Consider the following 22,373-nt stretch of genomic DNA (forward strand, 5'->3'; position numbering starts at 1 on the left):
CAGAAGTGAAACGCAGCTGCGACGATGGTAGTGTGGCAGATGCCATGCGAGAGTAGTACACCGCCAGGCTCCCAATACAAAAGAACCCCGCTCAGTGAGCGGGGTTTTTTGTATTCTGAATCCGGCGGTTTACTCCGCGCAGAGTAGTACAGTGACGCTGGGGTTTCGAAACGCAAACAGTTTTGCGTTTCGCCAGCGGAGCAATCCCGATCTCTGCGAGGGATATGAAGGCTCCCAATAAAGCCAAAGGGCCCAGTCTAACGACTGGGCCTTTTGCATTTTACGTCCTGTAAAATGTCCTTCGGACCGGCTACGCCGTCCAAATCCGCTCCTGCGGATTTAGTGCTTTATGTGGCCTAGCGGTCTATTGCCCGAGCAGGGCATTCCCATGCGAGTAGTACAGTGAAGCCGGGAATTAAGAACGCAACCAATGTTGCGTTCTGCCGGCTGAACGCCCTGAGCTCTGCGAAGGGCATCAAGGCTCCCAATACAAAAGAACCCCGCTCAGTGAGCGGGGTTTTTTGTATTCTGAATCCGGCGGTTTACTCCGCGTAGAGTAGTACAGTGACGTCGGGATTTAAGAACGCAACCAATGTTGCGTTCTTCCGACGGAACAATCCCGAGCTCTGCGAGGGATATCAAGGCTCCCAATACAGCCAAAGGGCCCAGTCTAACGACTGGGCCTTTTGCATTTTACGTCCTGTAAAATGTCCTTCGGACCGGCTACGCCGTCCAAATCCGCTCCTGCGGATTTAGTGCTTTATGGCATTCTGGCGGAATATTGGTCGAACTTGGCATACCCATGCGACAAAAACGTCTGGAACGTTTTTGGACCGCTTCAGCGGGCCGCGAAGCGGCGAACCCCATGGGCGGGGTGAGCAAAGTAGTACAGTGAAGACCGAAATAGAGAACACCAACAGTTTGGTGTTGTCCGGTCTGAACGCCCTGAGCTCTGCGAAGGGGACGGGATTTAAGAGCGCAACCAATGTTGCGTTCTTCCGGCTGAACGCCCCGAGCTCTGCGAAGGGCATCAAGGCTCCCTGATACCGCCACCAGTTGACTGCCTTCCGGCTGAACGCCCCGGGCTTTGCGAATGCCATCAAAGCTCCCAGTTTGGTAAATAGCCGACTTAAATCCCTTACCAGAGGCATAAAAGTCACGTTCAACAAACAAGGAAATCCAGACCAAAAAATTTTATTAATGAATAAGATAGATAGGCTTAAGAGGTTATAAAAATCCAAACAGGAAAGATAATGTTTTTATGGGCAGAGCCCAAGAAGAGACGTTAGCACTTTTTTGTTAGAAAACAGGCGTTCAACTGAAAAGCGAATCGCAATTTGGCGCAAAAAATACCTAAAGCCGGGCACAGCTTTGGGGATGTTTTGCGTAAAACCAACAGATGAATGACTGTCTTGTTAAGGCATTGCCTGCCATTTGCCATTATGCAAATAACCAATGACGCGCACATTAACCGGCTCAGTTGAAGCTGAAATATAACCGATAGCAGATTTATTATTGCTGACGGTTTTTAGCATCTCCGCATCGTTTTGTACAAAATGTGGCCGTGCTGCTGCTCCGGTAAAAATCAGTCTTGACCAATAAGATTGATATTGTGCAGCGCTCAGATTAAGCAGGCTCAGACAGAATTGCTGATGCTGCTCTGAATCTCTGGCACTATGAAAAATAACAGCGGCTGAGCCATCTGCAAAGGTACTGGTTTTGTTCAGGTATAACTGAATAAGGCTATGTTGTTCGAGTTTGTTGGTATTATTCGGATGTGCTATCAGCATCAGTTCTGTTGCATAAACAGAGCAACTCAGCAGCAGGGCGATGAAGAGCATAAACAATCTCATCTGTGCACCCTAAAACACAAAATCTAGGCCAAAGGAAAAACCACGGAACTCATCCACCTTGGGTTGACGATCCCGCCCCTGCATATAGTCAATTTTAAAACTAACCCCTGGCTGCAAATCATAACGCAGCGTTAATACATCCATTGAAAAACGGTTGGGTGTGGCCAGGCGCTGATATACCTGAGTACCTATTTGCCTTAATGCCGGATGGCTGATATCACGTAAAAACCCTAAATCATTGATATCCTGCATACTCCATTCATGGTGGTAAGTGAGGATAAAAGGATCGAACCTTCGGGAAACCGCCAGATAATGCGCGGTATTACGCGGGTCTGCACTGTTCAGAATACCGTAATTGGTTTTCTCACCTTCAATTTTCCAGTCGCCAAACTGTAAACGTCCGCCAAAATAATAGTATCTGGCGCGTTTTGACATGCTCAGGGTATCCAGTAACTGTTGTTTTTCTGCAGGGCTGGCGTTTACATTCGCCAACGCAGGTAACACCACAGGAAAAATAAGTTGCTCATCAATAGCCGTACCATCGCCGTCAGCCTGCATTGCCCCGCCAAACACAGTCCAGTAATCTCGGGATAACTCAAGATAACCGTTGATAATATTGTGCATTTTGATGGGCACCCCTTCTGGGCGCACACTTTTAAAGGTTTTTCCGCTGAAATCACCGGTGATAAGCCGGTATTTCACGGCAAAATCTTTGACCGTGGCTTTGTGTTCAAACGACAAACCTTCAATAGTCTCAAAATCAAAATTCCAGTAAACCGCTTTAGGTAACCGCGCATAGTCATGGGCATAACGGACATACTGAAAATCTGACTGGGCAAACAATGGATTGGCAATACGACCAAAGTTGATTTGCATGTCTGGGTTTAATTGATAACTCAAAAACGCCAGACTCATTTTGGCACTGAAGTCGTCGCTGCCTTTTGCCATCATTTGCAGGGTCACACGAAGCGAATCCTGTAAATCAGTAGTGGTTTGCAGTGCAAACAAGGTTTCGTCACGCCAGATCAGCCCGTCACTGGCATACATATCAACCAGTTTCGGATTCTCGCCCTTAGGGAGCATTTTGCCGGCCCGTACTGAGCCAAAACCATGAATATCGGTTTGCGCTGCAACACCACAGGCCAGGAATAACAAAACACTAGTCAAATTGCGCAGCATGATAGGGGATCCTGATATCAAAAGTTGTTCCTTGTTGTTCAACACTGTGCACCTGAATATCGCCTTGCAGGTTAAATTTAACGATCCGGTACGCTATTGCCATGCCTAAGCCACTGCTGCCGACCCCAAGTTTGGTGGTATAAAAGGGGTCAAATACCCGTTTTTGCAGCTCAGGTGCTATACCTATGCCCTGATCACTACAGCTGAGGCAAACTTCATTTTGCCTCAGCGCAAGACGCAATAAACAGTTACCGCCCTGGCCTTTGGGAAAGGCGTGTTCCATGACGTTTGATAATAATGAACTAACCAGCTGAGCATAAAGCCCTGGCATACTTGAAATAATAATGTCTGGTTCCAGTTGTAGCTGAAGCTTGATCTGATGTTCGTTCAGCTGCTCCTGCATACTGGTTACAACATCCTGAATATAATTGGAAAGATTAAACCAACGTTGTGCTTCACCATGTTGTTCCTGTGACAACAGTTTAAAGTTATTGATAAGTTGTGAGGCCCGGCTGGTGTTGCTGATAATCAGATGTGTCGCTTCATTCAGTTTATCCAGCTGACTCACCAGCTGAGGTTTGGTCAGGGTGCCGGCTTCGGTATCCTGAAGAAGTTGCTGAATCATGTCATTAATACAAGTAATGCTGGTAATCACTACACCAAGCGGTGTATTCACTTCATGGGCTACGCCGGCCACCAGTGAGCCCAAAGACGCCTGTTTTTCGGACTGTAATAATGCATCCTGGGTTTGCTTCAGATTGTTCAGCGCCTGTTCGGTGCGCTCCTTTTCCTGCTGTAAATCGGCCTTGGCTTCAGAAATGGTTTTGATATCGCCGGATAAACGTCCCGATAAACCCGAGATACTGACAGCCACTTCTTCAAATTCATCTTCCAGGCCAAGCAGAGGATTTTGCACTATGCCATCTTTGCTGTTCACTGCTGCAGTTAAAGCAGCATTGAGTTTGCGAAGTGGTTGTAACACCAGTTTTGATAAAGCCAGTGATAAACCCGCGGCCAGGATCAGGATTAATAACACCATTTCACCGGTCTGGCGCAGCATGATCTGTTTCAATTCATCAGCAATGTAGTCCGTGCTGCTGTAAATTCTGATTTGGCCAACGCTGGTTTGTTGACCACCCAGAGTGAGCTCGATGGCTTTTTCTATCACGGCATCGTCCTGGCTACTGCCGGATAAAGTCTGATTTGGCAGTTCAAGCCGGTTGTCTGCAGCATCGGTGATTTCAATTTTGCGGATGCCGGGATCTGTCAGGTGAGGGCCAAGTAATACTTCCAGTGAACCCGGATTAAAGTTCCAGACATCAATGGCAATACTTTGCGCCAGTGTTTTGATGGTCGCATCCAGTCTTGCTTTGTGTTGTTTATTCAGTTGCAGATTGCTTTGATATAAATGTGTGGCGGACAGTAGTAACTGGCAAAAAATCAGAATAGCCGCCATTACCACCATTAACTTGCCGGTCAGCTTTAGTCTGATCGTGCGACCGCGGTTATCCATACGCTCTTGCTACCTTGTAAAAGTGCAACTGTGTCGCCGGGCGAGTTGCAAAAACAACAGAATGTAACATGGTTCCCTAATGCAACTAATGCTAGCTGCAGATTATTAATTTACAAATTAAACAGTGAATTAGCTACATTAACTTTGCGATTTATTCAATGATTGTCACACCCGGCCGCTGTCTGAACGACAAAATGTCAGGCTGCGGGTAAAGTCTGCAATTGCGCGCAAATGACCGTGCTGAGGTCTTAAGGTTGACCAGTACCGGCTGGCACCTTTGTGGCTACGGGGTTTCTGGTGTTTGGCAATAATGCCGTCTGTCGCCACCCATTTTGACATGATTTTGACACCGCAACTGAGGTTTACGGCCGGATCATGTAGCTTGGATGCCTCTTTGATGGCACAACCATAACGTTCCTGATTTGCGCTTTCGATGGAAATTTGCAGCAAACCCCGCGATATCACAGCCTGGCCTTTAGCGTCCCGGAACTTCTCCCGGTAATACCGCTGTGGTTTAAAGTTGCTTTCAGGTTTTGCCATCGCCGACAGTAAACCAACCCAGAATTTACGGCGCTCAGTTTTGGCAAGGCGGGGATAAGCCGGGCAGAAATACTGCACATCCTGCGGCACCAGTTCAACCAGGACCGAATTTGCTACTGCTGACTCGGCAGTTCTGGTCCAGCTGCCATCTTTATTAGTTGCAGACCATGCTGCATAGTCGATGCTGGCATGACAGTTTGCACCGAAAAACGCCAGCAGCAGCCAGAAAAATCTCATGCTGAATTCAAATCCTGTTGTTGGTTTTATGGATGTTTTATTGTTTTTTCAGCAGTATCCAGACCTGGCTGTAATCGCCGCGGTGTTTATTATCCTGATGATAGTCTGCCCAGTTCCGGTAATAACCACTTAACCAATCCAGTTGAAACTGGTTGTTGGCAAAGGCACCGCCCGTGTCTGCCAGCACAGTCAAACGATAATGTACTGTGCCGCGCTCAGGGGTGGCTAGCAAGATTAGCTTACCCAGTCCCAGATTGACAATATCACCAGCCACAGTCACCTTTGGCGCGATCGGAATTTTATAGTCGGCGTCTTTACCGTAGCCCAATACACTTTTTACTTCTTTAAAGTACCAATAACGCTGTTGCTGCTCCGGCGTTAATAACCTGTTGTAGGGAATACCGTTGCTGCGGTGCACATTAAAATAACGATAGCTGTTGTTAGCGGCGGGGAACACCGCAGTGCCCTGCAGTAATGCACCTTCTAAATCCTCACGGCTTAGCCACATCAGAGCCGGTGCCTTCAACGGCTTTTGTTCCAGCGCTCCTTTGATGATGTCTTGCTTGCCAAGCTGAAATCGGGTGATTTTGTTGCCGAGTTTGTCAGCATCTTCAAGGCTTAGTTTTGCTTCGTCATAGGGCAGACCATATAAGGCTTGTGGATGGCTGGGTGACTTCGCATTTTTGCCATCGGCGATGCGTACATAATATTTGGTCTGCAAAATTTGATCACCAGGTAGCTTTTGCAGCAGCGGCTTGTCTTTGGCAATTTTTGCGGCGGTTTCTTTGTCCGGATACCAGCGCACAAATTCAAATTTATTCTGAATAAAAACAGGATCGCTTAGCCTTGACGGCCGGCCGGCTGCCTGGTCTTCTTTACTGACAGTACATAAATATGCCAGGGTGTCTTTGACCCGCTGCAGTTCGGTACTGATGCCAGCAAGTTTACCGCCGTGAATAGCGGAGGGATCGTAATTTTCGCCTTTATTCAGATATTTCAGGGTTTCGTCGGCGACAAAACATAAATCCTGACTGTGGTCAGGCCACACCCCTTTGTTTAAAACAGGTTGTTCAGGAAAAAATTTAGGGGAAGCAAGGGCAGCACCAGACAACAACAAGCTTAGCAACAACAAACGCACAGCAAACTCCCTAAGGACAATTTATCCGTCAGCCTATAGTGAGCGCAGTGGCGCTGCAACTCTTTCAGCGTTAGCACCGTGCTGATTGCTGTTTTGTGCAGCAGCAGGGGAAGCAACTGTGCTTATTACTTGCGACATAGCACCGAACTGGTTAAGTTAAATCAGGTTTTTACAGTCAGGCGCCTACAATGCCCCATGATCATCACCACCATTATCACAGTAGTGAAAGCAACAATATCGCAACAGCCTTCTGGTTAAATTTCAGTTTTACACTGATAGAGTTTATTGGTGGGTTTTTGACCAATAGTGTGGCCATTATGGCTGATGCGATGCATGACTTAGGAGACTGCCTGGCCATTGGCTTCGCATGGGTCGCCAGCAGGGTGGCGAAAAGGGAAGCGAATCTAAGGTACAGCTACGGTTACCGGCGCTGGTCTTTGTTAAGTGCGTTGGTCAACAGTGTTATTCTGGTGCTAGGGTCATTGTGGATCTTATCCGAGGCAATTCCCAGGTTATGGCAACCAGAGCAACCCATGGCCGAGGGCATGATTGTGTTGGCTGTGCTCGGTGTGCTGGTCAATGGGGCTGCCGTTTATAAATTACGTTTTGGTAAAACCCAAAACGAGCAGGTGCTGAGCTGGCATTTGCTTGAAGATGTACTGGGCTGGGTTGCAGTGCTTGTTGGTAGTATTGTGTTGTATCTGACCAGTTGGGCCTGGATTGACCCTGTGCTCAGTATTGGTTTTACCTGTTTTATTTTGCTGAACGTCTGGCGTAATTTACGCAAAACCCTGCAATTGTTTTTGCAGGTGAGCCCAAACCCGGCGCTTGCTGGTGAACTTGCAGAAAAACTCACAGCTTTGCCTTTTGTTGCTGATTGTCACCATTTACATCTGTGGTCGCTTGATGGCGAGCAGCATGTGCTGACTGTACATCTGGTCCTCAAAGCCCAGGCTGATGGTCGCGAGCTGCCTTATTACAAAACTGAAGTCCGGCAGTTGCTGTTGCCTTATCAGCTTGCGCATACCACTGTTGAATTTGAAACCGCCGATGAAGCTTGTCGTGACAATAAAAACGCCACAGCCTCTTTGCATGACCATGACCATGACCACGGGAATTGCTCACACGCCGGGCAGCAGCATCGGCATTAAATTTTGATGAAAGTTTGGGCCTTAAAGGTGTTTTTTGGTTGAATCAGGCAGATGTAGCAACTGTCAGGTAAAAAACCACCTCCAGAGGAGGTGGTTGTAAATTGACAAAAACTCGGTTTCTGACACCACCGTTTGAATTTACAGCGGCTCGTCCAGACTGATTTCATCCAGCGTCAGTGAAAAACTTGCAGCAAAAGTATGCAGAAAATATTGCACTTCGGGCTCGGGATAACTTTGCAGCATTTTCTCAAGCCGCCTTTTGGCGATGGTAAATTCATGATTACCCGCAGAAATTTCTTCAATCGCCTTTAAATATGCACAAAGATGATCGGCCGCTTTGACCAGACGTTTTTCCGCTTCGTTATACTCGGCCGATAACAACAATGGCTGATAAACAGCTTGTAGTTCAGGCGGTAACATCGACAGCAGTTTTTGCTCGGCAATAGCTTCAATCTTTTTATATTCCACCGCAATTTGTGGATTAAAGTATTTCACCGGCGTGGGTAAATCCCCGGTGATCACTTCGCTGGCGTCATGAAATAACGCCAGCGCGGCAACCCGCTCAGGGTTGATGGTGCCTTTAAAAAGTTGCTGACCAATCACAGCCAGCATATGCGCCACCATCGCCACCTGATGGCTGTGCTCCGCCACGTTTTCGATATTGACGTTGCGCATTAACGGCCAGCGGTTAATTAGTTTCATCCTGAACAGATGCGCAAAAAAGTGACTCTGTTGGCTCATACCTTTATCCGTTATTGCTGGCGGTAACCAGGTAAAAACTGCGCAAGTTTACCAAGTGCCATTTCCAGCTGTTCTTTATGCGGCAAAAACACCACGCGGAAATGATCCGGCTCAGGCCAGTTAAAGGCGCGACCATGTACCAGCAGCACTTTATGCTGACGCAAAAAATCCAGCACAAAAAGTTCGTCGTCTTTGATTGGGAATTTTTTCCGGTCAATTTTCGGGAATAAATACATGGCGCCTTTGGGCCGTACACAACTTAAACCGTCGATATCGTTGATAAGTTTATGAGCGAGATCCATTTGGTCATACAAACGGCCACCCGGGATAATCAGCTCGTTAATGCTCTGGTAACCGCCCAGTGCTGTTTGTACTGCATGCTGGCAAGGCACATTGGCACAAAGCCGCATCGACGCCAGAATATTCAGGCCTTCGATATAATGCCGGGCAGCCTGTTTGGCGCCGGAGATAAATAACCAGCCCACGCGGAATCCGGCAATACGGTAGTTTTTCGATAAACCACCAAAAGTCAGCAGCACTAAATCATCGGCCAGAGACGCTGTAGCAATATGTTCGGCGCCGTCATACAAAATTTTGTCGTAAATTTCGTCGCTCAGTACCACCAGGTTGTGCTCACGGGCGATGGCCAGTAAATCCAGCAACATGGTTTTGTCGTACACTGCGCCTGTCGGGTTATTTGGGTTAATCAGCACTAAGGCTTTGGTGCGACTGTTAATTTTACTGCGAATATCTGCAGTGTCCGGATACCAGTCAGCTTCTTCATCACAGCGGTAATGCACAGCTTTACCACCGGCCAGGTTCACAGCAGCGGTCCAGAGTGGGTAGTCCGGTGATGGAATAAGCACTTCGTCGCCGTTATCCAAAAGTGCCTGTAACGACATTAAAATCAGCTCAGACACGCCGTTACCGATGTACACATCATCTGCATCAGCGCCTAAAATGCCGCGGCTTTGGTAATACTGCGCCACAGCGACTCTGGCCGGATAAATGCCTTGTGAGTCGGTATAACCCTGGGCTGTTGGCAGATTATGAATAACGTGTTTAAGAATTTCGTCCGGCGCTTCAAAACCAAAGGGGGCGGGATTACCAATATTGAGTTTTAAAATGCGATGGCCTTCTTCTTCCATCTTTTTTGCTTCGCGCGCCACCGGGCCACGAATGTCATAACACACACCATCTAATTTTTTCGAGCGCTCAATTGGTTTCATACCGCTTACCTTACAGCCTCCGCATTTCATTGAATTCAGATACCCATCCGGACATCTTGACGATTAAAATTTCCTTACACCTTTTTACACAGCCACAAAGCTTTTGCAATCATACTGAGTCAAATTCATCAAAAAAAATCAATCATGCTGAAATTATCGGAAGTTCCACCCGGAGCTGTTGTGATCTGTGAGATTTTTCATCTGTTTGAACATAGTGGTATTTATATTGGTGAAGGCCAGATTGTTGAGTTACAGGGCACAGGTTTGGTGCGCTCAGTGTCGATAAATCGTTTTTTTGATAACAGGACAGGTAACCATTTGCTGGTAGCCTGTGACGAAGCAGGAAGGGTTCAGGCCAGCGCCGATTGTGCAGAACGTGCAGTGCGGCAAATTTACACTTACCAGCGTTATGATTTACTCAGTAACAATTGCCACAGATTTACCCAGGCTTGTGTCAGTGGCCGTTCTCTACCCATCACCAGTTTTTTTGATTTAAAAACAGAGCTCAGTCATTACTGGCGCCGTCAAATCCAGTGGTTGCAGGTGGATTTAACCAAATAAAAAACCGGTGCAAACACCGGTAATTTGTATCAGAAGCTTCGATTTGGCTTGTCAGCTCCCGGCTATTTAGCCGTTTTAGTTTGCCAGGTCGCGCACCATAGCGTCACCCACACCCACGTCAACCGACAATTTTGCCTGACCATTGCCCTGATATTGCAATTCACCACCCACCAGATGGCGGCTTTTATCAACATCACCTTTGGTTTTCAGGTTGACTTCACCGACTCCGGCACTCATGGCAACCGCGCCGTAGCGGGCAAGTTCAACATCAGCTTTGAATGAACCTACACCAATGTCAGCATCAATGTCGGATACATCACCCCGTACGTCAATTTCGCCGACACCCAGCTGCAGATCCAGCGCCATGCCTTTAGGGATTTTGACCAGCCATTTTTGTTCAGTGTCATCCATGGGGACGGACAGAGTTAAACGACCGTTGCTGATACCGGATTGCAGCGTTGCATCATCAACTTTTGCGCTGCTGAAAAACCACTTTTTCGCTGCTTTTACGTCAACTTCGATGCTGATATTGGCTACATCACTTTGTTCAATCTTCACTTCGCCAACACCATTTTGAATTTCAAGTCGGGTCAGTTCATTGGCTGGAAACTCTGCGGTTAATTGTTTGGCATGGGTGATGGTTGAAATACAGCTCAATGAAGCAATCAGGGTTAATGCTAATACTTTTTTCATGTTTTTTAGTCCTTGAGGGTTGTTTCCATTGAATTTAGCATAAAACAGGCCATTATTATTTTGCTTTATAATCAATAGGTTGAATTTTTACTCTTAGAACATTTTGGACTTAACACTAAGTTTTGGTCGAAAAAGCCGGTTACAGTGGTTAAAATGACCAACCCAGACAAAATGATGTCGGCAAACTTACATTCAGGGTTCGTCATACGAACAGCTGAAGGGTATTTGTACAGAGGAAAGTTGGTTATGAAGTTATGGCTAAAAACAACGGCGCAAGCGGGTGTCGCTTTTGTTGTGCTGCTCGCAGCTGCCTATCCGTTCTTACGCTCAGATCCTGTGGCGGATGCTCAAGAACTTGCCGGTTGGCAGATGCCAAGCCGGATCTCTGCGCTGGACAGCGCTGATCAGAAAAAATTGCTGGCGCGCCTGACTTACCCGCAGCATATGCCGGCTTTAACCGCAGTGCCGGATTTTGCCGCTATTAAAGATACCGCCAAACGCAAAAAGGCTTTTTTTGAATATCTGGAACCTTTTATCGAACGCGAAAACAGCCGTTTATTAAAGCTTCGCGCGCAAATTGTTGAATTACAACAAAAACGCAGCAAAAAACAAGAACTGACACTGGAAGAATACGCCTTTATCTACAGCCTGTTTGATGAATTTAAAGTAGATTACCCGGAAGCCGATGATGCCGGGATCAACGACTTATTAAGCCGGGTGGATGTGATCCCAAGCAGCCTGGTATTAACACAGGCGGCAAAAGAATCAGGTTGGGGTTCCAGTCGTTTTGCCACCGACGGTTTTAACTTTTTTGGCCAGTGGTGTTTTAAAGCCGGTTGTGGTTTTGTGCCTGCCAAACGTCCCGCCGGCAAATATCATGAAGTGGCGATGTTTAAAGACATTGCTGCCAGCGTTAACGCCTACTTTTATAATCTGAATACCTTTTATGTCTATGACGATTTACGTGCTATCCGCGCTGAAATTCGTAAACAAGAAGGTAAAGTCACAGGTCAGAAGCTGGCACAAGGTTTGATCCGTTATTCAGAGCGCGGTGAATCTTATGTCAGCGAAATCCGCGATATGATTGCTGCGAATCACAAATTTATGGAAGAAAGCTAATGCGGTTGTTGTGCAGCCTGCTGGCGTTGGTGCTGAGTGTACCAGCGCTGGCCAATACCCAGTTTAATTACGACGGTTTTTATGCCCGGCTGAAAAAAAGTGAAAAAGCCGAATACAGCGCTATTACGCTGGCTTTTATGTTGCAGCGTCAGGGCACACAACAGCCTTGTGAACTGACCGGCGCCAGGATCACCACCGACATCAGTGATGAGCCTTTAACAGTGGCTGCCAATGGCGAATTGATCTTGCCTTATTCAGAGCTACTCAATAACCGTAAGGCGCTGATTGTGCTGCAGCAGCCGGCAAATGCGGTACCTTGTGATCTGAATTTCCGTTTGCGCAGCCGGATGCCGCTGGATGCAACCATAAAACTTTCGCAGCTCAGGCAAATGCATCAGCAATTTGATGCTTTATTAAAAGAGCTGGCAGGTCTTGGTAAATATTTTTTACCGGAAATGACCGGGCTTAGCCTGCACTTTGACAAAGAAGCGGTGTTATTGTCATCAGGCTCTGAACTGGCTGCCAAAGTGCAATGTGCCTCCACACAATGCACGCTGGATTTAACCGGCACAGCGCAATTGGCGGGTGAATTGCAACTTGAATTTAATCAGGCGCCACAGCTGGCACTGCCGCTGCTGCCAAGATAATGGACAACGCTGCAGCCGTATTGTCTCCTGCCGACTGGCGGGGCGGCCTTGATATAGTGTTGCTGACCCACAGCAGCGAATACCAAAAAAGCAGCAATACCGGCGTGCTGGTGCAACAAGCCTTGATGACCGGAGCTATCAGGGTGCAAAGACTGCTGTGGTCCAGAGTGGCACCTGATGTATCTTTAATCAAAAGCTTGTCAGAGCAATATACTGTACTGGTTTACCCATCTGCCAAAGCGCAGCCACTTAATGTCGACCACTGGCAATTGCACTGGCGGCATGCTGAGCAACACCAACAACAGTTGGATGGGCTGCAGGAGCGGCGTATTCAGTTGATTTTATTGGATGCAACCTGGCAGCTGGCCCGCAAAATGTATAACCAAAGCCCTTACCTGCAACATATTCCGGCGCTGCGGCTTGAGTCGGCCCGGCCTTCTGAATATGTGCTCAGACGTAACCAAACCAATGACGGCTGGTGCACCGCTGAGACTGTGGTTCTGCTGCTCAAGGCTTTTGGCCTGTCGTCGGAAGCTTTGCTGTTGCAAAGCTCGTTTGACAGCTTTAATCAGCGTCCCTGAGCTGAGTCTGATATATCCGCTGTTTTAGCAAAGTGTATATACCGTTTTTACCGGTTTTTTCTGTGAAGTTTTTGCCTTATGACCGAAGCGGAAGTAGAGGGAAGTTAAAAACTTTTCTGCTATCATGCGGTTCCATAAGCAATTGTATTTTCCACTATGGAATGGGACCACTCAGATGGATACTAAACATCCGCACACTTCGTTATTAAACCGCCCGGAAGATGATAAAAAAGTTACCCGTGCGGTGATCCCTGTGGCTGGCCTTGGCACCCGTATGTTGCCTGCCACCAAAGCCATGCCTAAAGAAATGCTGACCATTGTTGATAAACCGCTGATCCAATACGTAGTGCAGGAAGCTGTTGCCGCCGGTATTACCGAAATTGTGCTGGTGACCCATTCTTCAAAAAACAGTATTGAAAACCATTTTGATACCAGTTTTGAATTAGAAGCAGCACTGGAAAAACGGGTGAAACGGCAGTTACTGGATGAAGTGCGCAATATCACACCAAAAAACGTCACTGTGATTTCAGTACGTCAGCCACAAGCGCTGGGTCTTGGCCACGCAATTTTGTGCGCGCGTCCTGTTGTACGTAATCATCCTTTTGCGGTTTTATTGCCGGATGTGATTGTTGATCAATACCACAGCAATCTGAAAAAAGACAACCTGGCGGAAATGATCAAAAGATACCATGAAACCGGTCACAGCCAGATCATGGTGGAGCCTGTGCCACAGCACCTGGTCAATCAGTATGGGGTGGTCGATTTAGCCGGTGCACCTTTAAGCCAGGGCCAGAGTGTGCCGGTGGTGGATATGGTGGAAAAACCGGATCTGGATGAAGCGCCAAGCAATTTTGCCATTACCGGCCGTTATATTTTGTCTCCGACCATCTGGGACTTATTAGCCTTTACACCACCGGGCGCCGGTGATGAAATTCAGCTGACTGACGCGCTGCATCAGTTGCGCTTGCTGGAAGTGATTGAAGCTTATCATATTAAAGGCAAGTCACATGACTGCGGCAATAAGCTGGGTTATGCGCTGGCTAATGCCGAATATGCGCTGCGCTCCGCTTTTGGCGCCGAGTTTAAACAAAAGTTAGCTCAGCTGCTGGCGGATTAAACCGCTTGAGCCTGTGCCGTATCCGCCAGATGGAGACGGCTTTTTAACTTCTGCCGGTTCAAATGGATTGAGCAGTACCAGCCAGAAGTAATGCAGCTCTTTGATGTGGTTTTTGCCACCGCTTAGTTCAATCACTGCTCAAATCTGACAATAACGGATGTTTTATGAAGTTTTTAGTAACAGGCGCTGCTGGTTTTATCGGCAGTCAGGTGGCACAGCAACTTTGTGCCCTGGGCCATCAGGTGGTCGGGCTTGATAATCTGAATGACTATTATGATGTTGCACTGAAAGAGGCCAGACTGGCGCGTATTCAGGCTGCTTTACCTGCCGCTCAACAGCATCACTTTCGTTTTATACCACTGGATTTAAGCGATAGAGCCGGCATGGCCGCGCTTTTTGCCAGTGAAAAATTTCAGCGGGTGATCCACCTCGGTGCTCAGGCCGGTGTTCGTTATTCTATCGACAATCCAATGGCTTATGTCGATTCCAACCTGGTTGGTATGATGACGGTTCTGGAAGGTTGTCGTCATCATAAGGTTGAACATCTGGTGTATGCCAGCTCAAGTTCGGTGTATGGCAATCAGCAAAAAGTGCCTTTTAGCGAAACTGATGCTGTGGATACCCCCATTTCGTTATATGCCGCCACCAAAAAATCCAACGAGCTGATGGCGCATACCTATAGCCATTTGTATCAGTTGCCCTGCACCGGGTTGCGCTTTTTTACTGTCTACGGCCCCTGGGGCAGACCAGACATGGCGCCCTGGAAATTTACCAAAGCCATTTTGGCCGGACAGCAGATTGACGTGTACAACCATGGCAAGCTGATGCGGGACTTCACTTATATCGATGATATTGTTGAAGGTATTCTGCGGGTGCAGGATAAATTGCCTGGGAGTGCAGGTTACCCGCTGCAGAACCAAAACAATCCTTATTACGCCCTGTACAACATAGGTAATAACCAGCCGGTGGCGCTGGAGGATTTTATCAGTGCTATTGAAGCGGCGGCCGGTATCAAAGCCCGGAAAAATTACCTGCCAATGCAAGCAGGCGATGTGTATCAAACCTTTGCTGATGTCCATCAACTTGAGCAGTTGGTTGGTTTTAAGCCCCAAACGCCACTGTCTCTGGGTATACAACATTTTGTCGATTGGTTTAAAACCTATCATAACCACAACTGAGGCGCGCTTGCTGCCGCTCTCTTAAAATACCGGGAATGCGCCTTGGCGCTTAATCAGATAAAAGAGGTCGGGATGAATCGTTTATGCTGGGTGTTCGTGTTATTTCTGCTGGGGTGCAAAAGTACTCCGGAACAGTTTGTTTATAGCTCCGGCGCACTAAAACAAAACAATGAAGTATTTTTGCAGCAGGTGAAGTCGCAACAGTTTAATAAAACTGAGCTTGCCGCTCTTGCTGAGCAAGTCTTTAGAAATGGCCGTTGTGATAAGGCGTTGCTGCTGGTCAAAGAGTTTCAGCTACCGGCGAATATCAGGTCGGATTATCAGACGCTGTTTCAGTGTCTGATGCAAAAACGTCAGTTTGATTTGGCAGAGCAGGCGCTTGCGCTCGGTGCTGAGCCGGCCTTTATTGCAGTGGCTGACGCTGAGCAGAATAACGCTTTGGTACAGGCCGCTGCTTATGGCCAGATAAGTCTGGTCAAAGCGCTGATGCGTCAGGGTCAGCTGCCGGGTAAAGCGGCTTTTTATGCCGGCATTACAGCCGATATTCACCGCGATCCGGCAATGTCGCTGCAACTGCTGCAGCTGTTTAAGCCTTATGTCAACCGTGCTGTACTGCGTTATCGCAGTGGTGATGCGCCTGTGCTTTATCAGCTTCTGAGTAATCAGTTTTTGCCACAGGCTGTAACGCCATTAGTCCGCGAGCTGCTTCAGCTTGGCGCTTTGCCAGATGATGGTCAGCTGCGTAATGCGGTGCATCCTGTTGGTGCCACCTTTGAATTTAAAGACACGCCGTTGTTGTTGGTGCCTGAAGGCTCTGAGCTTGCGGCTATGTTACTCAAAGCGGGGGCAGATCCATCGGCCCGTGCCAAACGGCAAAGGGCAGAGCGTCTGGCGGCGCTTCGCACCGGTATGACTATTCCGCAGGGATTGATCACCGATATCAGACCCACAGGTGTGCAGCTGCAAAACAACAGCGGTAGCCATTGGCTGGACTGGCGCCATCTTGAAATTTAACGGCGACTTCAGCTGAGCTTTTTAAAAGAGCTTAACGGGGCTATCAGCCAGACAAAAGCCTTTGGCAACAAACACTATTATTTGAAGCGGCTTAGATCATAAAACTGTCAATTGACATTAAAAGGCGTCAGTTGACACTGCGCAGACTGCCAGACAGACTGAGCACAACACAGCTTATATTAAAAGGAAATCACCATGTTTATGCCTGTTATCATGGCCGGCGGTTCAGGGACGCGTTTGTGGCCGCTGTCACGCGGCAACTATCCAAAACAATTTCTGGCGCTGACCGGCAGCCACACCATGTTGCAACAAACCTTGTTAAGGTTGCAGGGCTTAGCTCACAGTGCACCTTTGCTCATCTGTAACGAAGAGCATCGTTTTATTGCAGCTGAGCAGCTGCGGCAGTTGTCCGTAACAGAAGGCACCATTTTGCTGGAGCCGGTTGGCCGTAATACCGCACCTGCTATTGCGCTGGCCGCGCTCAAAGCCTGTCAGCATGGCGAAGACCCATTATTGCTGGTGCTGGCGGCTGATCATGTGATTTGCGACACCACAGCATTTCAGCGGGCTGTGGTGCAGGCGGAACAATTTGCCAGTGCCGGTAAACTGGTCACTTTTGGCATAGTGCCAGGCCATGCCGAAACAGGTTATGGTTACATCCGCCGTGGTGGTCCAGCTGAACAGGCTTATCTGGTGCAATCTTTTGTCGAAAAACCCGACTTGCCAACCGCAGAGCAATACCTTGCCAGCGGTGAATATTATTGGAACAGCGGCATGTTTATGTTCCGCGCTTCTGTGTATTTGCAGCAGCTGAAAAAATTCCGGCCAGATATTTATCAGGCCTGTCAGGCTGCGCTCAGTGAACAAACACCGGATCTGGATTTTATCCGCATTAATAAAGAGGCTTTTATGGCCTGTCCGGAAGATTCGATTGATTACGCTATTATGGAGCCGCTGACGGCAACTCAGTCTGGCGAAGTGGTGGTGGTGCCGCTGGATGCCGGCTGGAACGATGTGGGTGGTTTTGCTGCATTGTGGCAGGTGGCTGACAAAGACCAGGCTGGCAACGTGTTACAGGGCGATATTCTGACCGATCATACCCAAAATTGTTTTATCCGCAGCGAAGAGCAGTTGATTGCCACAGTGGGGGTTAGCGATCTTGTGGTGATCAGCACCAAAGATGCAGTACTGGTGGCGCATAAAGACAAGGCGCAGGATGTTAAAGCAATTGTGAATCAGCTCAAAGCGTCACAAAGGCCGGAGGCGACTTTCCACCGCGAAGTGTACCGACCCTGGGGCAAATATGACTCTATTGACCATGGCAGCCGTTTTCAGGTGAAGCGTATTACGGTAAAACCAGGCGCTAAGCTGTCGGTGCAAATGCATCATCACCGTGCCGAACACTGGATAGTGGTGTCTGGCACCGCCAAGGTGACCATTGATGGTGTTGATAAGTTCCTGACCGAAAACCAGTCGGTGTATATTCCAATTACTGCAGTTCATGCCCTGGAAAATCCGGGCAAGGTGCCGCTGGAGCTGATTGAAGTGCAGTCTGGCTCTTATCTGGGAGAAGACGACATAGTGCGTTTTGAAGACCGTTATGGCAGGACATAAGATGTATCGCAAAATTGATTGTGTTAAAGCTTATGATATTCGCGGCAAGCTGGGTGAGCAGCTCGATACCGACGTTGCTTATCGTATTGGTCGTGCTTTTGGCCAGTATCAGCAAGCAAAAATAGTGGTGCTGGGCGGTGATGTACGCGCCACCTCTGAAGCGTTGAAACTGGCGCTGGCCGATGGTTTGATGGATGCCGGTGTTGATGTGATTGACCTTGGCATGACCGGCACCGAAGAAGTGTATTTTGCTACTTTTCATTTAGGCGTTTGTGGTGGGATAGAAGTGACCGCCAGTCACAACCCGCTGGATTACAACGGCATGAAGCTGGTGCAACAAGGCGCCAGACCCATCAGCTCCGACAGCGGTTTACTCGAGATCAAACAACTGGCTGAGCAGGGTAACTTTGCAGAGGTCAGTCGCAGAGGCTGTTACCGTCAGCAGTCAATCCTCGCCGATTTTGTTGAACATTTGCTTGGTTACATCAAAGCGGAAAACTTCAAACCACTGAAAATCGTGGTGAATTCCGGCAATGGAGCTGCCGGCCATGTGGTGGATGCGCTTGAGCAGGCTTTTAGTCAACAGGGTATTCCTATCGAGTTTGTCAAAGTGCATCACGAACCCGATGCAACTTTCCCCAACGGCATTCCAAATCCGTTATTGCCGGAAAACCGCGCTGATACTGCAGCGGCAGTGCTGGCGCATCAGGCCGATTTTGGTGTGGCCTGGGACGGTGATTTTGACCGCTGTTTTTTGTTTGATGAAACCGGCGCTTTTATCGAGGGTTATTACATTGTTGGTTTGCTGGCGGAGGCGTTTTTACAAAAGAACCCGGGAGCGCGTATTATTCACGACCCGCGCCTCTGCTGGAGCACCATTGATTTAGTTGAGAAAGCTGGCGGTATTGCTGTGCAGTCCAAAACTGGGCATGCCTTTATTAAAGAGCGGATGCGCAAAGAAGATGCGGTTTATGGTGGTGAAATGAGTGCCCATCATTATTTTCGCGATTTTGCCTATTGTGACAGCGGCATGATCCCATGGCTGTTGGTAGCTGAGCTTTTATGTGTAAAAAACACCAGCTTATCTGCCATGGTGCAACAGCGGATTGCCGCTTTTCCATCCTCAGGCGAGATTAACTTCACTATTGCTAATCCCGCAGCCAAACTGGCTGAAGTGTTGGCTTTGTATCAGTCGCAGGCGCTCAAGGTTGATCACACCGATGGTATTAGTGTGGAATTTGCTAACTGGCGTTTTAATTTAAGAAGTTCCAATACCGAACCTCTGGTGCGTCTCAATGTAGAAAGCAGGGGGGATATTGCACTGATGCAGGCCAAAACGGCTGAGTTATCGGCTTTGTTGCAGCAGGGCTAACCTGGCGAGGTCTGGCTGACAATGGCAGACCGGTTATTCCTGAGCGAAAAGATGAAAATAAAAAATCCGGCAAAGCCGGATTTTTTATGAGCACAGTCAGAACAACAAGCGGATTATGCCAGTTCAATCCGCTGAATTTGCACAGCGCTCGCTGTGTCCTGCTCATCATCGGCATCAATTAAACCTACAGGTACCTTGGGCACTTCGACTTTATCAAAAGCGGTATCCCCTTCAGCGACCACCACCCCATGGCGCACTGCGGTGAAATCAAACAGGTTTTTATCAATCATATGAGAAGGCACTATGTTCTGCATGGCCTGGAACATAGTCTCAATGCGGCCAGGGAAACGTTTATCCCAATCCTGCAGCATTTCTTTGACTACCTGACGTTGCAGGCCATCCTGTGAGCCACAGAGGTTGCATGGGATAATTGGAAAACCTTTGGCCACAGAGTACTTTTCAATGTCTTTTTCACGGCAATAGGCCAGCGGGCGAATCACAATATGTTCACCATTGTCGCTTTGCAGTTTTGGCGGCATTGATTTCATTTTTCCACCATAAAACATGTTTAAAAACATGGTTTCAATCATGTCGTCGCGGTGATGGCCCAGTGCAATTTTAGTGGCGCCCAGTTCTTTGGCGGTGCGGTATAAAATGCCACGGCGTAACCTTGAACAGAGCGAACAGGTGGTTTTGCCTTCCGGAATTTTGTCTTTGACGATGCTGTAGGTATCTTCGGTGACAATTTTAAAGTCAACACCAATCTGGCTTAAATAACCCGGCAATACGTCAGCAGGAAAGCCTGGCTGTTTTTGATCCAGATTCACCGCCACTATCGAAAAATCAACAGGTGCAGATTGTTGCAGGTTCAGCAGAATATCCAGCAGGGTGTAGCTGTCTTTGCCACCGGACAAGCAGACCATCACTTTGTCACCCGCTTCAATCATGCCAAAGTCGGCTATCGCCTGGCCGACACCACGGCGCAAACGTTTATGCAATTTATTCAGATTGTATTGGGCTTTGGCTTCTGCAGCATGTGACATAACAACACCAGATCACGAAAAAATGGCGCACATTATAGCGGATTGGCGCCTTTTGCCAATCCGCAATACAAAGAATCAAAGGGAGTAACTTTAAGGAGCCAGCACATGAGCGTCCGGGCGAAGTGCCAGCACGTCACAATCGAGCCGGTCAATCACATGCTCTGCAGTATTGCCGATAATAGCGGCTGATAAACCAGTGCGGCCTATGGTGCCAATCACCAGCATTTCGGCATCCAGGCTCTCGGCCACTCTCGGGATCACGTCTTCGGGCATGCCTTCAAGTACATGGGTCTGGCTGGTTGGGATGGCAAATTTAGCCGCCAGTTCAGCCACGGCCTGCTGATGGTGATGTTTCATGTTGTCATTGTATTCAGCCGGATTAAATTCCGGAATTTCAATGGCGACATGCACAGGCGTGCCAGGATAAGCGTTCACCAGATGCACTTCGCCTTTAAGCATGGCGGCAATAGCCTGAGCCTGCAGGATAATACGTTTATTCAGTTCAATATGATGGGGCTGCTCGCTACCTGCATTCACTGCTGCCAGAATTTTACCCTGACTTGGCCAGGCGTGTTCTTTCACCAGCAGTACAGGGCAGGGGCATTTACGCAGAATATGCCAGTCGGTTGGGGTAAAAATCATCGATTTGAGCACATCATGGTTGTGAGTGCCTTTGATCACTAAATCGTATTGATGCTGATTCACAGCATTCACAATGGCTTCAAAAGGCCTGTTGTGCCAGACCACAGAAATGCTCACCGCCATGCCTTTCGCTCTTGCCGGAGCCACCAGTTCACTGATCCAGAGTTCGCGGTCGGAAATTACGGCCTGACGCATAGACTCTCGCTCTTCGCCTGAGAGCATGGTGGTCATTTCATAAGAAAAATCGTAAATGGATAAAAACGCAGTGAGGCGACAAGCAGTGTGTTCGGCCAGTTCCAGCGCGCGGGCCAGCGCTTTTTGTTCTTGTTGGCTGGGGTCGAGCACCACCAGCACATCCTGATAAGTTGCCATGTCATTCTCCCGGTTGAATTTACACTTGTGGTTAAAGTGTAGCCAACATATCGGTTTTCTGGCAGGCGAACCTTAACCTGGATCAAAATCGCCGTTAACTAGCGATTTTGGCCATACCTGCAACTTTACTCAGGGCTTCAAAGTTGGTGATCACAATGAGTTTACCATCCACATGAATAAGCTCGTCTTTATGAAAACGGCCCAGCAAGCGGCTGATGGTTTCAACAGTTAAACCGAGATAATTGCCAATTTCACCGCGTGTCATGGTTAAACGGAACTCTTTTTTGGAAAAACCACGATTGCCAAAACGCTGCGCCAAATTGGTTAAAAAGGCGGCCAGTTTTTCTTCAGCGGTTTTGCGGTTTAATAACAACATCATTTGTTGATCGCCGGAGATATCCTGGCTCATCAGCCGCATCAATTGCTGACGCAGTTTTGGCAGCTGATCTAATAAGGATTCCAGCGTATGAAACGGAATTTCGCACACCATGGCCGTTTCCAGTGCCTGGGCATAACTTGGATGCTGCTGGCTGCCAATAGCGTCAAAACCAATCACATCGCCCGGTAAATGAAAGCCGGTAATTTGCTCTTCCCCTTGTTCGGTCAGGGTATAGGTTTTAAAGGAGCCGGTGCGCACTGCATAAAGTGCCTGTAGTGGTTTCCCAGCTTCAAACAGGTGGTCACCCTTATGAGACGGGCGTTTGCGCTGAATGATATCGTCAAGTTTATCAAGTTCGGCTTCGTTCAGTGAAAAAGGCAAACATAACTGGCTAAAGCCACAATCCTGGCAATTAATAGACGAAGAGCTCATTACAAAGGTTTCCATTTTAATGCCAAAT

General features: G+C 48.1%; 21 protein-coding genes. 10 read left to right on the forward strand and 11 right to left on the reverse strand.

Translation table 11 applies throughout. The features are described 5' to 3' along the window. Positions 1-1,415: 1,415 nt before the first annotated feature. The 5 genes from N3Z11_RS13765 to N3Z11_RS13785 all read right to left on the reverse strand — a co-directional run bounded on the left by N3Z11_RS13765 (position 1,416) and on the right by N3Z11_RS13785 (position 6,460). A complete protein-coding gene (locus N3Z11_RS13765; protein WP_260657773.1) occupies positions 1,416-1,841 on the reverse strand; it encodes a hypothetical protein in 426 nt (141 codons plus the stop codon). A 21-nt stretch (positions 1,842-1,862) separates the two neighbouring features. Beyond that, positions 1,863-3,032: a hypothetical protein gene (locus N3Z11_RS13770; protein ID WP_260657774.1), complete on the reverse strand. Its 1,170-nt coding sequence runs from the start codon at positions 3,030-3,032 to the stop codon at positions 1,863-1,865. Next, positions 3,013-4,545, reverse strand: a complete 1,533-nt coding sequence (locus N3Z11_RS13775; RefSeq protein ID WP_260657775.1) for a sensor histidine kinase — start codon at positions 4,543-4,545, stop codon at positions 3,013-3,015. The genes N3Z11_RS13770 and N3Z11_RS13775 overlap by 20 nt, the downstream gene beginning before the upstream one ends. Positions 4,546-4,710: 165 nt before the next feature. After that, on the reverse strand, positions 4,711-5,322 hold the full coding sequence (locus N3Z11_RS13780) for a transglycosylase SLT domain-containing protein (protein WP_260657776.1): 612 nt from the start codon (positions 5,320-5,322) through the stop codon (positions 4,711-4,713). 37 nt (positions 5,323-5,359) lie between these two features. Then, positions 5,360-6,460 (reverse strand): hypothetical protein, encoded by a 1,101-nt coding sequence (locus tag N3Z11_RS13785; protein ID WP_260657777.1) that lies wholly within the window; start codon positions 6,458-6,460, stop codon positions 5,360-5,362. A gap of 188 nt (positions 6,461-6,648) precedes the next feature. On the opposite strand from N3Z11_RS13785, the gene N3Z11_RS13790 reads away from it, so the two are divergent. Continuing rightward, a complete protein-coding gene (locus N3Z11_RS13790) occupies positions 6,649-7,611 on the forward strand; it encodes a cation diffusion facilitator family transporter (protein WP_260657778.1) in 963 nt (320 codons plus the stop codon). Positions 7,612-7,749: 138 nt separating this feature from the next. Here N3Z11_RS13790 and yfbR read toward each other — a convergent pair whose 3' ends face one another. After that, positions 7,750-8,352 carry a 5'-deoxynucleotidase gene (yfbR, locus tag N3Z11_RS13795; protein WP_260657779.1) on the reverse strand — a complete coding sequence of 201 codons (603 nt, stop codon included), beginning with the start codon at positions 8,350-8,352 and terminating at the stop codon, positions 7,750-7,752. Positions 8,353-8,363: 11 nt separating this feature from the next. Next, positions 8,364-9,581 carry a pyridoxal phosphate-dependent aminotransferase gene (locus N3Z11_RS13800; RefSeq protein ID WP_260657780.1) on the reverse strand — a complete coding sequence of 406 codons (1,218 nt, stop codon included), beginning with the start codon at positions 9,579-9,581 and terminating at the stop codon, positions 8,364-8,366. A gap of 180 nt (positions 9,582-9,761) precedes the next feature. On the opposite strand from N3Z11_RS13800, the gene N3Z11_RS13805 reads away from it, so the two are divergent. Then, the gene (locus N3Z11_RS13805) at positions 9,762-10,142 is read left to right on the forward strand and encodes a lecithin retinol acyltransferase family protein (RefSeq protein WP_260657781.1); all 381 of its coding nucleotides are present in this window, start codon (positions 9,762-9,764) and stop codon (positions 10,140-10,142) included. 75 nt (positions 10,143-10,217) lie between these two features. Here the strand turns inward: N3Z11_RS13805 and N3Z11_RS13810 are convergent, their stop codons facing one another. Beyond that, a complete protein-coding gene (locus tag N3Z11_RS13810; RefSeq protein WP_260657782.1) occupies positions 10,218-10,835 on the reverse strand; it encodes a hypothetical protein in 618 nt (205 codons plus the stop codon). 246 nt (positions 10,836-11,081) lie between these two features. Here N3Z11_RS13810 and N3Z11_RS13815 point away from each other — a divergent pair, with 246 nt between their 5' ends. From N3Z11_RS13815 to N3Z11_RS13850, 8 genes are all read left to right on the forward strand, one after another. Next, complete coding sequence (locus tag N3Z11_RS13815; RefSeq protein ID WP_260657783.1) at positions 11,082-11,954, forward strand: glucosaminidase domain-containing protein; 873 nt, start codon at positions 11,082-11,084, stop codon at positions 11,952-11,954. After that, the gene (locus tag N3Z11_RS13820) at positions 11,954-12,601 is read left to right on the forward strand and encodes a DUF2987 domain-containing protein (protein WP_260657784.1); all 648 of its coding nucleotides are present in this window, start codon (positions 11,954-11,956) and stop codon (positions 12,599-12,601) included. The genes N3Z11_RS13815 and N3Z11_RS13820 overlap by 1 nt, the downstream gene beginning before the upstream one ends. Next, positions 12,601-13,182 carry a tRNA-uridine aminocarboxypropyltransferase gene (locus tag N3Z11_RS13825; protein ID WP_260657785.1) on the forward strand — a complete coding sequence of 194 codons (582 nt, stop codon included), beginning with the start codon at positions 12,601-12,603 and terminating at the stop codon, positions 13,180-13,182. Before N3Z11_RS13820 ends, N3Z11_RS13825 begins: the two co-directional genes overlap by 1 nt. A 175-nt stretch (positions 13,183-13,357) precedes the next feature. Continuing rightward, positions 13,358-14,299, forward strand: a complete 942-nt coding sequence (gene galU, locus N3Z11_RS13830) for a UTP--glucose-1-phosphate uridylyltransferase GalU (protein WP_260657786.1) — start codon at positions 13,358-13,360, stop codon at positions 14,297-14,299. A gap of 164 nt (positions 14,300-14,463) precedes the next feature. Then, entirely contained in the window at positions 14,464-15,477 is a 1,014-nt protein-coding gene (locus N3Z11_RS13835; protein ID WP_260657787.1) for an NAD-dependent epimerase, read from the forward strand. A gap of 72 nt (positions 15,478-15,549) precedes the next feature. Next, positions 15,550-16,491 carry a hypothetical protein gene (locus tag N3Z11_RS13840; RefSeq protein ID WP_260657788.1) on the forward strand — a complete coding sequence of 314 codons (942 nt, stop codon included), beginning with the start codon at positions 15,550-15,552 and terminating at the stop codon, positions 16,489-16,491. Between the two features lie 195 nt (positions 16,492-16,686). Beyond that, complete coding sequence (locus N3Z11_RS13845) at positions 16,687-18,105, forward strand: mannose-1-phosphate guanylyltransferase/mannose-6-phosphate isomerase (RefSeq protein ID WP_260657789.1); 1,419 nt, start codon at positions 16,687-16,689, stop codon at positions 18,103-18,105. Position 18,106: 1 nt separating this feature from the next. Then, positions 18,107-19,477: a phosphomannomutase CpsG gene (locus N3Z11_RS13850; RefSeq protein ID WP_260657790.1), complete on the forward strand. Its 1,371-nt coding sequence runs from the start codon at positions 18,107-18,109 to the stop codon at positions 19,475-19,477. 113 nt (positions 19,478-19,590) lie between these two features. Here N3Z11_RS13850 and ttcA read toward each other — a convergent pair whose 3' ends face one another. From ttcA to fnr, 3 genes are all read right to left on the reverse strand, one after another. Next, on the reverse strand, positions 19,591-20,520 hold the full coding sequence (gene ttcA, locus N3Z11_RS13855; RefSeq protein ID WP_260657791.1) for a tRNA 2-thiocytidine(32) synthetase TtcA: 930 nt from the start codon (positions 20,518-20,520) through the stop codon (positions 19,591-19,593). 90 nt (positions 20,521-20,610) lie between these two features. Beyond that, positions 20,611-21,534, reverse strand: a complete 924-nt coding sequence (uspE, locus tag N3Z11_RS13860; protein WP_260657792.1) for a universal stress protein UspE — start codon at positions 21,532-21,534, stop codon at positions 20,611-20,613. A 94-nt stretch (positions 21,535-21,628) separates the two neighbouring features. Then, positions 21,629-22,345 (reverse strand): fumarate/nitrate reduction transcriptional regulator Fnr, encoded by a 717-nt coding sequence (fnr, locus tag N3Z11_RS13865; protein WP_260657793.1) that lies wholly within the window; start codon positions 22,343-22,345, stop codon positions 21,629-21,631. Between the last annotated feature and the right edge of the window lie 28 nt (positions 22,346-22,373).

The organism is Rheinheimera sp. 4Y26, from assembly GCF_025245835.1.
Classification (GTDB): Bacteria; Pseudomonadota; Gammaproteobacteria; order Enterobacterales; family Alteromonadaceae; genus Pararheinheimera.